Source organism: Bacteroides celer, assembly GCF_002632415.2.
In the GTDB taxonomy this organism is placed as follows: domain Bacteria; phylum Bacteroidota; class Bacteroidia; order Bacteroidales; family Bacteroidaceae; genus Bacteroides.
This window is the reverse complement of the sequence record NZ_CP178209.1, coordinates 2264481-2279369: the sequence shown is the minus strand read 5'-3', so window position 1 is coordinate 2279369 and position 14889 is coordinate 2264481. Positions and strand designations below refer to the sequence as shown.

Genomic DNA, 14889 nt, shown 5'->3' with positions numbered 1-14889 from the left:
GAATGAAACAATCAGTTATCAGCCTTTCCAATTTTCGAGATAGTCGGCTATAAAATGCAGGAAGTTACCTCCCAACATTCCATCTACTACCCGATGATCGTAGGACAAAGACAAGTACATTTTATGCCGGATTGCAATCGTATCACCCTCCGGAGTTTCTACAACAGCAGGTTTCTTCTCAATATATCCTACTCCCAGGATAGCTACTTGCGGCTGATTAATGATTGGCGTACCGAACAGGCTCTTGAATGTACCAAAATTGGTTATCGTAAATGTACCCCCATCAATATCTTCCGGCATTAATTTGTTATCCCTTGCTTTCAAGGCCAGAGAATCGATGGCAACAGCCAACCCATTCAGATTCAGATGATCGGCATCATGCACCACAGGAACAATCAGATTTCCATCATTCAAAGAGACGGCAATACCGACATTAATATGCTTTTTGAAAAGAATATTGTATCCATCTACCGATACATTCACCTGTGGATAGGCAGCCAATGCTTTTGCCACGGCTTCCGTTATCACAGGCATATAAGTCAGTTTCACTCCTTCGCTACGGAAGAAAGCATCTTTATTTTTTTCACGCCAACGCACCAATTTGGTGACATCTACTTCTACCACATTGGTCACGTGAGGAGATACTTTCTTAGACATAACCATGTGGTCGGCAATAATCCGGCGGACACGATCCATCTCTTTGACTTCGACTCCAGGCATTGCTACAGGAGCAGACGATTTAGATAAAGTGGCAGCCGGCTGGGCAGCAGCGGCAGATGTAGCCGGAGCAACCTTCGGACTTGCCTGTTCAGAAGAAACAGCAACTGATGGTTTGCTTGCGGCCGGGGCAGCAGATGCCGGCTTCGGTTCAACGCTACCTCCTCTTTTCTTCTTTTCAATATAATCTTTTATATCTTTCTTACTCAATCGCCCTTCATAACCGGTTCCTTGTATAGCATCCAGTTCTTCTTTCGGAATCTTAGCTTCCCGCGCCAACTGAATCACAACAGGAGAGTACCAACGTTCTTCCTCTGCAACAACAGGTTTCGATGCAGTATTCGCTGATACGTTCTTAGCAGTTTCCGCTGACGATGGTGATGTTTCAGAAACATTTACCGGCTCCGTTCCAGAAGATTCTTCGCCATCCAAATCAATTATAGCGACTACGGTTCCTACAGCAACAGTATCACCTTCCTTATATAAAATCTCCACCACTTTTCCCGCTACGGGAGAAGGGATCTCCGCACTTACTTTAGCAGTATTCACTTCAAAAAGCACATCGTCTTCCTGAATCATGTCACCCACCTTTACAGACCAAGAGACGATGGTCCCTTCGGTTATACTCTCGCCCAACTTAGGCATTTTTATTTCGAATTTCGACATAGACAGTTAATTTATTATTCAACCTTGATATATTACAACAACGGGCTGAAATAGAAAGTTTTAAGTTAAGTAAATTTTAACCGGATACTGACAAAGCCAGTCCGGACATCAACGACTATATATCCACTCTTTCTGAATATATTTCTCTTCCCGAAGCTGATTAACAGCCTCTATTTCCTTCCCGGTAAAAGCACTGACAGATTGGGAATCACTGAAATACTGAAAAGCCTTCTCTTTAAAATCAGTTACAGTTCCCTCCGGCAAATGACTCCGAATATTAGTTACCTCACTCCGAACGGAAGGAACGGCATATACTGACGATAAAGTTTCATCATCAACCATCGGTTCCGGATTCAAAGCTTTATGCAATGCTGCCAGATCCGTATCATACAATAAAGTGCAATGATACAACACCCGATTCTTATGTACGCATTGCGCACTCCCTGATATTTTCAATCCATTCAAATAAATCCCCAATCGTTCATCTCCTTTTACCATCAGGCCTATAGAATTCAGGAAATCCAATGTCCGCTGCAAGTAAGTAACAAATTCCGGCAGACGGGGAACCGTTTCTATAAAAGTCAGATTGACATTACCCAAATCATGATACACCGCTCCCCCACCCGAAAAACGACGGGCAATATGTACTCGTTCCTGTTCCGCCCATTTCTTATCGACTTCCGACCGCAACCGCTGATGCTTACCTATTACCACAGAAGGAGTATCCTGCCAAAGCATGAAAATATTTTCATTTCCCTGCTTCAACAGATATTCTTCTGCTGCCAAGTGAAAGTAAATATCAGTAAACGGACTATAGATACATCGAATCATAGATCAAGCGGAATAAGAGTTAAAACATAATTTCGTGATAAATCTCTCCGACCGTAGGATGCGGAAACACAGTCTTCTGGAATTCCTCCACCGTGTACCCTCTCTGAATAGCAATACCTGCTATCACAATAAGTTCTGATGCCGGATTTCCCAACATGTGACAACCGATAATCCTCCCGTCTTCATCCTGGATCAGCTTACAGAGTCCGTTTTCCTGTTCATTCTCCGCAACGAACCGTCCGGAATAAGCCATCGGTAATTTTGAAACACGGTAAGGAACTCCTGATTTTACCAGTTCTTCTTCCGTCTTTCCCACTCCCGCCACTTCAGGGTTGGTATAAACGACTCCCGGAACACAATCGTAATTCATCCGGTCTTCCACTCCTAAAATATGATTGATAGCGACTTCCGCTTCACGGATAGCGGTATGCGCCAATAAAGAATAGCCTGTAATATCACCACACGCATATACACGAGGATGCGAAGTCAACAGATGTTCGTCTACTTTCACTCCATTCCGATGCAGTTCTATATTCAGCTTGTCCAGTCCTACCTTGGATAGATTTGCCTTACGTCCTACACTAAGCAAGATCTTCTCCGCTTCAATAGTAGACGTCTTGCCTTCTTTTTCTATCACAACTCCATGAGGATTTACTTCCACCACTTTCGTATTCAAATAGAAAGTGACTCCACGTTTGGCATATTCGGCACGAAGCATACCGCTGGTTTCCTTATCCATCGCTCCCAGAATCTCCGGCATCATTTCTACCACATGCACTTTCACACCCATACTGTTGAAGAAAGAAGCAAACTCCATCCCGATCACCCCGCCGCCAATAATGACCAGCGTCTTTGGAAGTTCCTTTATTTCCAATGCCTCCTTGGAAGTCCAATAACTGATTTCTGACAGTCCCGGTATAGGAGGAATCACTGTATCAGAGCCGGTACATACCAGCAAATATTTCACGGAATAGGTTTCTCCATCACAAATGATTTGTATTTTCCCATCTTTTTCTCCTTCTATCAGAGCTTCCTTTTCTACAATAGTCACTCCGTAAGAACTCACAGTCATCTTCACACCGCCCGTCAACATTTTTACTGTTTTATCTTTACGGCTCATAATCTTGGATAAATCGAACGAAGGAGATTCGGCAGAAACGCCATATTTGGAAGCATTCTTGATGCTATCCAGTATTTTAGCAGAATATAACAAAGTTTTAGTAGGAATACACCCCTCATTGAGACATACTCCACCCATTGCCTTTTTCTCAAAAAGAACGGCCTTTAATCCGTTGGCCCCTGCCCGTTCGGCAGCTGTGTACCCGGCCGGACCACCACCAATAATAGCTATATCAAAGTTCATAATCGTATCTTTTAAGTAATAATACGATTATAACAAATATGAGAAGAGATAAGTTGTAGGGAAAAGAAATACCCGTTACTTAATTGTCAGCTTTTTAAGTTCCTCTAACGAGCCATTGAATACATTCAAATCTACGTCTTCTTTAATACCGGGAACACTTCCCACATCCGTATGTTGCCAAAAGTGCCATTTTCCCTGATACCTTACAGAGTCCACATAATAATGGGCAATCCAATAAGGGTATGCATTGAAGATAGAGTCGTCCAGATAACGGGTTTTAAATTTATAAGAGGTATAAAGAATAGGCTTCACTCCATAATGAGATTCCACCCGGTCCAGCCAGCGTTTGATGCCTTGCTGTAATTCCTTTTTCTCTTTTCGTCCGGTCACTTCCACATCGAGAACCGGAGGCAGGTCACCGGAAACAAGTTTTACCGTGCGAATAAAGAAGTCCGCCTGTTTCAAAGCATCCGTGCTCGGAATATAAAAATGATAAGCGCCACGGATAAATCCATGATTACGGGCATTGGCAAAGTTTGCCTCAAATGTAGTATCGTTATGATCTCCTCCTTCTGTTGCCTTCATAAAGACAAAATGCAAAGGAGTAGCCGTCTCTTTATTCTGCAACAGCTTCTTCCAATCAATCTTTCCCTGATAGTGAGAAATGTCAATACCATGAATATCATATCCGTCAGGGATGCAGACACCGTATTCCTTTAAGCCATGGCAAGGTTTCCATCGATAAGCATAAGGACGGATAAAGAAATAATAGAAAGCTGCGGAGAAACAACCGACAATCATCACTGCCAGCATATTACGGAGCCAGGTAGGCATCACAGTTCGATGCTTCACCTGTTCCTTTTTTGAGGTACGGGAAGTTTTGGAAGAAGAGGTCGTTCCCTTTCTTTTAGTGGTGGAAACAGTTCTTTTCTTCTGTACGGCAGACATCGGGTTGTTGCGTTGCGGCATTTACTTTAAACGATCAATATTTTTAGAGATAGGCACGGATTACACGGAATACACGGTTTATTAAGAAATAACTAAAAAACCGTGTTAATCCGCGTAATCCGTGCCTGAAAGAACCCTTCATTGCAGCTGTTATTGCAACTATTACATTAACAACTGCTCTGAAGTGTATTTATTTAGCTTGTTCCAGTTGCAAAGTCTTAGTTGCCTGGTCGCAAACTTCTGTAGGACCGAAGTATTGGATCGGACCCGGATATACATAATCCGTTTCGATAGCCCAACGTTCGCGTTGTGAAGCAAATGCTTTGAAAGGAGCACCATCCAGTTTTACCAATGCTTTCTGGATAACCGGCTTCATTTCACCGTGACGACGTTCCATGTTCATCATCATGGTAATAGGCACACCACCAGCAATCCATTCAGCAGCAGGAGCTGTTGTGTTACGTACAGAAGACATATAACCAGTCTTACCGTTAGCAATCAACATAGAAGCTGTGTAACCCAAAGAGTAGCAATAGTCAGCGTCAAAGTTTGACGGAGCAGCACAACGTCCTTCATAACCGAAGAAGTGGTGTTGAGCAGCAAATTTACCAACATACTTGCCTTCTTCTTTCCATGCAGCCAACTTAGTAGCTACCATTTCAGACAACAGTTTTTCAGTTTCGATCAATGATACCTGAACGTTTCCATGCGGGTCACGATCCAAAGTCAACTGACGGGCAACACCTTCCGGCAGACTTGCATAGATAGCAGAGTTTTCCGGAGAAAGTTTGCGGATGATATAATCACGTTGGTGAGATTTCTTAATCTGACCGAATTCTTCAGCATTAGCAGCCAGGAAGTCATTCAATTCAGCAATCAGACGTTTCATGGCAGGAATGAACTCAACCAGTCCTTCCGGAATCAATACTGTACCGAAGTTGTGTCCTTGTGCTGCACGGTCTGCTACCACTTTAGCGATGTAAGTCACTACATCATCCAAAGACATATCTTTTGCTTCCACTTCTTCTGAAACGATACATACGTTAGGCTGTACCTGCAAAGCACATTCCAGTGCAATGTGAGAAGCCGAACGACCCATCAATTTGATGAAGTGCCAGTATTTACGTGCAGAGTTACAGTCACGTTGGATGTTACCGATTACTTCAGCATAAGTCTTACAAGCTGTATCGAAACCGAAAGAAGTTTCAATCATATCGTTCTTCAAGTCACCGTCGATTGTTTTCGGGCAACCGATTACCTGTACACCATACTTCTTAGCAGCATAGTATTCAGCCAATACGCAAGCATTTGTGTTAGAGTCGTCACCACCAATGATAACCAGTGCCTTGATACCCAATTCTTTGATGATTTCATAACCCTTTTCGAACTGGCTTTCAGCTTCCAGCTTCGTACGTCCGGAACCGATAATATCGAAACCACCCGTATTACGGTATTCGTCGATGATATCAGCAGTCAGTTCCATATAGTTGTGATCTACCAGACCACCAGGACCCAAAATAAAACCATATAATTTGTTTTCCGGATTCAATTTCTTGATACCGTCGAACAAACCGGAGATTACATTGTGTCCGCCCGGAGCCTGACCACCGGAAAGAATTACACCTACGTTCATAGCAGGAAGAGCAACAGCTTCACCGGCTTCGAATGTAATCAACGGCATTCCATACGTGTTCGGGAATAATGCTTTGATAGCTTCTTGATCGGCTACAGATTGAGTAGCAGCACCTGCTACAGCCTTAACAGCTCCTGATGCCAATGCTTTCGGAAGTTTGGGCTGGTAAGCAGCCCTTGCGATTTGCAATGCACTTTTAGTCATTTTCTTTAATTTTTTATTTAAAGGTGTTAGTAAGTTTCTTGTCAAACTTGAAAAGCGTTGCAAATTTCGCACTTTTTTCCGAATTATGAAAATTCTTCTTCTGTTGTTTTTAAGACAAAAGGAAGAAGAAAGAAAAATTAAGGCTATCTCCCGACGTGGGAGATAGCCTTAACGTTTTCTTCAGCGAGCTAATTTATAATATAATTCTAGGGATTCTGCTCCCAGCCTCCGCCAAGAGCCTTATAAAGTTGAACCACCGCAATCAACTCGTCACGAATGGCATTACTCAATCCGATTTGGGCATCAAAGTATCCACGTTGGGCATCCAATACATCCAGATAGTTGATGACCCCATTGATGTACTGCAATTGTGCCAGGTCCATGTAGCTCTTGGCCGAACGTTCCAGATTGGCACGAAGTTCGTATACTTCCTTGATCTTGTTGAAGTTGACAATCGCGTTACGTGTTTCTTTGAAAGCTTCCAGTACGGATTTCTCATAACTATGTACTTCAGCCTCATAAGCGGCCTTCTTCGCTTTCAATGCCGCACGGTTCTTTCCCCAGCCAAAGATAGGAGTCAATAAAGCTCCTTCCATAATTGCGTAGGGAGATTTCAGGAGTTCCGACAAAGAAGTACTTTCACTACCGAAACCGCCTGTCAAGGCAAGACGCGGGAACATATTCGTATAGGCCACTCCCACTTTTGCATTGGCAGCAATCAGTTTCTGCTCTGCCTGACGAATATCGGGACGGCGTTCCAACAAAGTAGACGGTAATCCTACGGGAAGTGTTTCCGGAGAATTAAATTCCTGAAGCAAACGGGAACGGGCTATCTTATTAGGATATTCACCCGCAAGATAAGCAATATCGTTTTCTTTCAGAGAGATTTTACGTTCCAAGTCAGGAACCAGAGTGGCCGTACGTGCCAACTCCACTTGTGCCTGTCGATAGGAAGTCTCGGAGGTCAATCCACCGGCAAACCGGATACGTGCCAGACGTACCCCTTCTTCACGGGCTTTCAACGTCTGTTTGACAATATCAAGCTCTGTATCCAAAGCTACCAGTTCATAGTAAGCCTGCGCCACTTCAGCCACAATCGTCATCTGCAATGCACGTTGCGCCTCAATAGATTGCAGATACTCGGCAATGCTAGCCGAACGTGCCCAACGTAGATTTCCCCACAGATCGAGTTCCCATGAAACAAGAAATTGTGCTTCAAAGGTATCTGATCTCTTGAAAGCGTCTCCTCCATGATTCTCAAGTTCACGTTCCCCTGTCACTTTTCCTTTAATGTCCGGAAGCAATGCCGCCGTAGAAATTCGTTTCTGTGCAGCCATTTCTTTCACACGGGCAGCAGCAATCAGCATATCTTTATTATGATCCAATGCACGCTCTATCAGACTTCTCAATGTAGCATCCGTATAAATATCCCTCCAGTCCTGAGCACCGAAGCTGACCGAATCCTGTGATCTTTCCAAGCTGTCGGGTAAATGAAGATCAGGACGGACATAGCTTTTCCCTACCTTGCAGGAAGTCAGTACTCCGGCAAGTAACAGAATAGCAATATATAGTTTCTTTCGTTTCATTATTTCTTATGTTTTAAGATTTTCGACTTTGTTTTATACACCATCACAAAGAAGAACGGCACAAGAATGATACCAAATACGATGGCAAATATCATTCCGAAAAATACACCTGTACCGATTGCCTGCCGGCTTGCCGAACCCGGACCACTTGCCAGTACCATCGGAAGCATACCGAGCACAAAGGCAAGAGAGGTCATCAGAATCGGACGGAAACGCAATTTGGCTGCGTATATGGCCGACTGCACCAAGTCTTCACCTTTATCTACCTGCACCTTTGCAAACTCTACAATCAAAATCGCATTCTTAGCGGCAAGTCCGACCAACATAACCAAGCCAATCTGGAAATAAACATCGTTTTCCAATCCGCAAACCCAGACTCCCAAATAGGCTCCCAAAGCAGCCACAGATAAAGAAAGCAATACGGCAATAGGCACTGTCCAACTTTCGTATTGTGCGGCAAGGAAAAGGAAAACGAACAAGAATACCAGTGCCATCACCATACCTGTCTGACCTCCCGCCTGCTTCTCCTGATAGGAAAGACCGCTCCATTCCAGACCGATATTATCGGGGAGATGATCTTTGGCAATCTGTTCCATGATCTCCATCGCCTGTCCGGAACTATATCCTTGCGCAGCTGCTCCACGAATAACGGCCGTAGTAAACATATTGAAACGTTTGATACTTCCCGGTCCTGTGGTATATGATGCATTTCCCAGAGAAGTCAACGGTACCATCGCTCCATTGGAGGCTTTTACGAAAAATAAATTAATATTGTCTTTATGTTCCCGGTAAGGAGCTTCCGCCTGAATATAAACCTTATATATACGGTTGAACATATTAAAGTCGTTCACATACACCGAACCGGTATAAGCCTTCATGGTAGAAAACACATCAGCCAAAGGCACACCCAGCATCTTCACTTTGTCTCGATCCACATCAAAATAGAGTTGTGGGATTTCCGACTGCAAAGAAGATGATAAGCCGGCCAGCTCTTTACGTTTGGATGCATAGTACATTAATGTATCTGCTGCGTCTACCAAATTATCAAAAGTGGCTTCTCCGCGAGCTTCCAGCTGCATTTCAAAACCTCCCGAACTACCCAGTCCCGGAATCACCGGAGGGGTGGACAGATAGACTTTACATTCCGGATATTCCTGAAGATGTTTTTCCACCGTATGCATGATTTTCTCAATAGTAGTACTCTTCCGATCTTCCCAAGGTTTCAGGATCACCGTCAGTTCAGCACGTCCCTGGTTACTTCCGACACGCGGACTACTTCCCGTTACATTCTGTATATACTCAATGTACGGGTTCTTTTCCAGATAAGCAATGGCACGCTCTGTCACGATACGGGTACGTTCCAGAGTAGCTCCTTCCGGCAGTTCTAATTCAATCTTGAAATATCCCTGATCTTCTACAGGTAAGAAACTGGTCGGAATAATACGGTGAATCAACATGATAGCAATCAACACCATACCAAAAGCACTCAAAACTCGACGAGGATGCTTGATTGTACGAGTTACGGCAGCTACATACTTATTACTACCGATACCCAGCCATTCATTAATCTTCCGGAAAACGATATTCTTTTTCTTCCCGCTATCCGGCTTCAGAATCAGCGAACACATCACCGGACTCAATGTCAGAGCCACTACCGTAGAAATAAGTACGGACACTACAATTGTCACCGTAAACTGGCGATACAACTGTCCTGTAATCCCACTTAAAAAGCTAACCGGGACGAACACAGCCGCCAATACCAGTGAAGTGGCAATCAAAGCACTGGAAAGTCCGTTCATCGCTTTTTTCGTAGCTTCATAAGGGCTTAGGTGCTCCGTTTCCATGATATGTTCTACACCTTCCACCACCACAATCGCATCATCCACCACAATACCGATGGCAAGAATCAATCCGAGCAATGTCAGGATATTCAGTGAGAAACCGAAAATCAGCATGAATCCGAAAGTACCGATCAACGAAATAGGCACCGCCACTACCGGAATCAACGTTGCACGCCAGCTCTGCAAGGATAGATAAACCACCAGAACCACCAAAACCAACGCTTCAAACAACGTCTTATATACTTCATGAATAGATTCGGAAATATAGGTCGTCATATCGAACGGAATCTCATAGCTCAATCCCTCCGGGAAGTTCTTGCTAATCTCATCCATCGCCTCTTTTACTCTCTCGGCCACTTCCATCGCATTGGCACCCGGTAACATATAAATACCAAGCACGGCAGCATTCTCACCGTTGATACCACTCTCTGTATTGTAGGAAGAAGCTTCCAGCGATACACGTGCCACATCTTTCAATCGAATGATAGAACCATTTGCATTAGCACGCACTACGATATCTTCAAATTGTCCTACACTGGAAAGACGTCCCTGTGTCGTGATAGGAATCGTGATATCCAATCCCTGTACAGGCTGTTGTCCCAGCACACCCGCTGCCGATTCACGATTCTGATCTTTCAATGCATTCTGCAAATCCTGTACGGTCAGTCCGAAGTTTGCCAGCTTATCCGGTTGCGCCCATATCTGCATGGCATAATAACGGCTACCGATATTGGATACACGCCCCACTCCGGGAATACGGCGAATCACATCGAGCACATTGATAGTAGCAAAGTTACTCAAGTAAATCTCATCGAACTTTGGGTCAGTAGAAGTCAGACAAAGCGTCATCAACTGACTGGGAGCCTGTTTCTCTACCGAAATACCATTCTGAATCACTTCCGCCGGCAAACGGGATTCTGCCAGTTTCACACGGTTCTGAATCTCAACAGCTGCCAAATCTGGATCAGCAGATACATCAAAAGTAACTGTTGCCGAAAAGCCTCCGGAGTTAGAACTATTTGATTCCATATAAAGCATCCCCGGAGTACCATTGATTTCCTGCTCAATCGGAGTAGCCACTGCCTGTGATACAGTAAGTGCACTCGCACCCGGATAGGAAGCACTGATCTTCACTACCGGAGGGGTAATCTGCGGGTATTGATCCACCGGAAGCATCGTCAGACCGATAATACCGACAATCACAATCACGATGGAGATTACAGCCGAAAAGACCGGCCTATCTATAAAAAAAGTAACTTTCATCGTTTATTCTCCTTTCGCATTATCCTTCATTCCGGTAACATTTTCTTTCGCCCCGACCACTTCATTTTTTGTCGCAGTTATACTATCCTGGGCCTCTGCATCCGATTGGCTCACCCGTACTTTCATACCTGGAGTCAACTTATGGAATCCTTCCACAACAACCATTTCTCCTTCTGCCAATCCTCTTTCTACCACCACATTATTCCCGACTTCCGGTCCTAATTAAATAAAACGTTTCTCTACAGCATTATCCTTACGCATGGTATAAATATATGCTCCACCCTTTTCGATGGTAACGGCTTTCATCGGAACAACGAGTGCTCCTTCACGAACATCCAGCAACAATTTCACCTTTGTAAACTGCCCCGGCAATAATACCTGTTTCGGATTAGGCATTTCTGCACGTACGGAGAAAGTACCGGTTTGAGGGTCCACCTGCGGTTCGGCAAAATCCACGTATCCTTTGAATGGATAAACCGTGTTATCCGCCAATGTAATGGTTATATTGGGCTGCCAGGAACGGGTAGAGTCCTGTTGTCCCAAATTAATATTTCTTTCTTTACTCTTCAGATAATCGAGTGCCGTCATACTAAAATCAACCAACACCGTATCACTCTTCACAATAGTAGCAAGCAACGATTTCCCCCGGGTCCCACTAACGTACCCAAGTCCACATTTCTTTCACTAATGTGCCCCGACAAAGGTGAACGGACAATGGTGTAGCCCAACTCCAGTTCAGCCTGTGCCAGATCCGCCTCACTCATGGCTACCGTTGCCTCGGCGCTTTCATAAGCAGCTTCCGCATTATCCAAATCCAACTGACTTGCAGCATTCTGCTCAAACAACGGACGGATACGTTTTAAATCACGCTCCGCTTTCAAAGCCTGCGCTTCGTCTTTTTTCAACTGCGCCCTGGCCTTATCAGCTTTGGCACGATACTGGTCCTGATTAATGACAAACAAAACCTGATTCTTATTGACATATGTCCCCTCGGCAAAAAGCATATTTTCCAGATAGCCTTCCACCCGGGCACGGACTTCGACGAACTGCTGGGCGCGAATACGCCCTACATATTCCCCGTATATCTCTACATCATCTTTCACTACCGGTTCCACAATGACTGTCGGCATTTCCGGTGCAGCCTTCTGAGGTCGGGTCAGTATCCAATATACACCCAACACAACTACCGCACAGATTATAGCAGCAATGGTTCTCTTTCTCCTCAGTTTCAACTCATGTTTCGAAAAGAATAATCTCATATCGAATCTTATTATTTAATTTAACTTATGTTTGTTCTTTACTCCTATATGCAATTCACATACCAAAAATGCGTCGCAGACATTATTAACTTACAATCAAAGCATTACAAATTCTTCTTCTTTTTGCAAAAGTGTGGAAATCCGCTGTATTGTGTAGAAATTATCCACATTTCCGACTTTTGGAACATTTTTTTTAATTCCCATTTCAACAACTAAACAAATTATGCTCTACATTTGTATTATATTAAACATCAACACTAGACCATGTCCTAATGAAAAAACAAATCTTTTCAACATTAGTTTTATCAATTGGCTTATTATTGCCTTTTTCTTTGCATTCTCAGGAGCAAAGAAAAAAAGTAGGTGTCGTACTGAGCGGCGGGGGTGCCAAAGGAATGGCACACATCAAAGCACTGCAAGTGATCGAAGAAGCCGGCATTCCTATCGACTATATAGCCGGTACCAGTATGGGAGCTATCGTAGGTGGTCTTTATGCCATCGGCTATACTCCGGAACAATTGGACAGTATGGTACGGAAGCAAGATTGGACATTCCTGTTGAGTGACCGTATCAAAAGAAGCGCCATGTCATTAACAGATCGTGAGCGATCTGAAAAGTATACAGTCTCTATCCCTTTCACCAAAACTCCCAAAGATGCCGCTACCGGAGGAATCATGAAAGGACAGAATCTGGCTAATCTATTTTCAGACCTTACCGTAGGGTATCATGACTCTATCGACTTTAATAAACTTCCCATTCCTTTTGCCTGTGTAGCAGCCAATGTTGTTAATGGAGAACAAATTGTATTCCATGACGGAATACTCTCTACTGCCATGCGTGCCAGTATGGCTATCCCCGGTGTATTTACTCCGGTACGGCAAGACAGTATGGTATTAGTGGACGGTGGTATTGTAAACAACTATCCGGCGGATGTAGTGAAAGCAATGGGAGCCGATATTATTATCGGGGTAGACGTACAGAATGCTCTTAAGAAAGCCGACAAGCTCAATAGTGTACCCGACATTCTGGGGCAGATTGTAGATATCACCTGTCAGTCTAACCATGAAAAAAATGTAGACCTCACAGATACCTATATTCGTGTCAATGTAGATGGATATTCATCCGCCAGTTTTACTCCAGCCGCCATTGATACCCTGATGCGTAGAGGCGAAGAAGCAGCAAAAGCCCAATGGGGTTCATTGCTTGCTTTGAAAAAGAAAATAGGAATAGCCGAAGATTATACCCCGAAACAACATGGTCCTTATTCTTCTCTTTCTAATGCGCGTACGGTTTATGTGACGGACATCTCATTTTCCGGTGTAGAGGTGGATGATAAAAAATGGTTGATGAAGAAATGTAATCTGAAAGAAAACAGCGATATTTCCACTCAACAAATAGAACAGGCCCTGTATCAGTTACGCGGTACTCAGTCCTACTCCAGTGCCAGTTATACGTTGAAAGAGACACCTGAAGGTTATCACCTCAACTTCCTGTTACAGGAAAAATATGAAAGAAGAATCAACCTGGGTATACGTTTCGATTCGGAAGAGATCGCATCTTTGTTGGTCAATGCAACAGCAGACCTCAAAACTCGTATTCCTTCCCGTCTGGCTCTTACCGGTCGGTTGGGTAAACGATATGCTGCCCGCATAGACTATACGCTGGAACCAATGCAACAGCGTAATTTCAACTTCTCGTATATGTTCCAATACAATGATATCAATATTTACGAGGAAGGCGACCGTGCCTATAATACAACTTACAAATATCATCTGGCCGAATTCGGCTTCTCTGATGTATGGTACAAGAATTTCCGTTTCGGACTCGGTCTTCGTTTTGAATATTACAAATACAAGGATTTCCTGTTTAAGAAACCTGAAATCTCCGACCTGAAAGTAGAATCGGAACATTTCCTAAGTTATTTTGCCCAAGTGCAATATAATACCTATGATAAAGGACGTTTCCCTTCTAAAGGAAGTGACTTCAGAGCCGCCTATTCACTCTATACGGATAATACGGCACAATACAACGAACACGCTCCATTTTCAGCACTGAATGCTTCGTGGGCAAGCGTCATTCCTGTAACCCGCCGCTTCTCTGTCATTCCTTCCATTTATGGACGTATCCTGATCGGAAGGGATTTTCCTTATCCATTACAAAATGCTATTGGCGGTGATGTCCCCGGTTTCTATATTCCACAGCAATTACCTTTTGCCGGGGTTACCAATCTGGAATTAATGGATAACACCATTATGATCGCCTCTATTAAATTCAGACAACGGATGGGAGCCATTCATTATCTCACATTGACAGGTAACTACGGGCTAACGGATAGTAATTTCTTCGATATATTGAAAGGGAAGCAATTGTTCGGTGTTAGCGCAGGTTATGGTATGGATAGCATCTTCGGACCATTGGAAATATCATTAGGATATTCTAATCAGACAGATAAAGGAAGTTGCTTTGTGAATTTAGGATATTATTTCTAATGGATTACAGTATTTCCAAAAAGCAAAAGAGGAGACCGCTTCACAGTGACCTCCTCCCTCTATACTCTATATGAATATGCTAAAAAGGG

General features: G+C 43.7%; 8 protein-coding genes and 1 pseudogene. 1 reads left to right on the top strand and 8 read right to left on the bottom strand.

Translation table 11 applies throughout. The features are described from left to right. Nucleotides 1-18: 18 nt before the first annotated feature. From CJF29_RS08770 to CJF29_RS08735, 8 genes and pseudogenes are all read right to left on the bottom strand, one after another. Nucleotides 19-1383 (bottom strand): dihydrolipoamide acetyltransferase family protein, encoded by a 1365-nt coding sequence (locus CJF29_RS08770; protein WP_099146734.1) that lies wholly within the window; start codon nucleotides 1381-1383, stop codon nucleotides 19-21. Between the two features lie 108 nt (nucleotides 1384-1491). Next, nucleotides 1492-2214, bottom strand: a complete 723-nt coding sequence (locus CJF29_RS08765) for a biotin/lipoate A/B protein ligase family protein (RefSeq protein ID WP_099146735.1) — start codon at nucleotides 2212-2214, stop codon at nucleotides 1492-1494. 19 nt (nucleotides 2215-2233) lie between these two features. Then, the gene (gene lpdA, locus CJF29_RS08760) at nucleotides 2234-3577 is read right to left on the bottom strand and encodes a dihydrolipoyl dehydrogenase (RefSeq protein ID WP_074556444.1); all 1344 of its coding nucleotides are present in this window, start codon (nucleotides 3575-3577) and stop codon (nucleotides 2234-2236) included. Nucleotides 3578-3652: 75 nt separating this feature from the next. Continuing rightward, nucleotides 3653-4546 carry a glycoside hydrolase family 25 protein gene (locus tag CJF29_RS08755; protein WP_074556443.1) on the bottom strand — a complete coding sequence of 298 codons (894 nt, stop codon included), beginning with the start codon at nucleotides 4544-4546 and terminating at the stop codon, nucleotides 3653-3655. A gap of 169 nt (nucleotides 4547-4715) precedes the next feature. Then, the gene (locus tag CJF29_RS08750; protein WP_074556442.1) at nucleotides 4716-6362 is read right to left on the bottom strand and encodes a diphosphate--fructose-6-phosphate 1-phosphotransferase; all 1647 of its coding nucleotides are present in this window, start codon (nucleotides 6360-6362) and stop codon (nucleotides 4716-4718) included. 206 nt (nucleotides 6363-6568) lie between these two features. Then, nucleotides 6569-7948, bottom strand: coding sequence for an efflux transporter outer membrane subunit (locus tag CJF29_RS08745; protein WP_074556441.1), 1380 nt, complete (start codon nucleotides 7946-7948; stop codon nucleotides 6569-6571). Further along, nucleotides 7948-11052 carry an efflux RND transporter permease subunit gene (locus CJF29_RS08740; RefSeq protein WP_099146736.1) on the bottom strand — a complete coding sequence of 1035 codons (3105 nt, stop codon included), beginning with the start codon at nucleotides 11050-11052 and terminating at the stop codon, nucleotides 7948-7950. Before CJF29_RS08740 ends, CJF29_RS08745 begins: the two co-directional genes overlap by 1 nt. A 3-nt stretch (nucleotides 11053-11055) precedes the next feature. Continuing rightward, a pseudogene (locus CJF29_RS08735) lies at nucleotides 11056-12311 on the bottom strand (efflux RND transporter periplasmic adaptor subunit). Between the two features lie 272 nt (nucleotides 12312-12583). Between CJF29_RS08735 and CJF29_RS08730 the strand changes: the two are divergent. After that, nucleotides 12584-14800, top strand: a complete 2217-nt coding sequence (locus tag CJF29_RS08730; RefSeq protein WP_099146737.1) for a patatin-like phospholipase family protein — start codon at nucleotides 12584-12586, stop codon at nucleotides 14798-14800. Nucleotides 14801-14889: the final 89 nt, after the last annotated feature.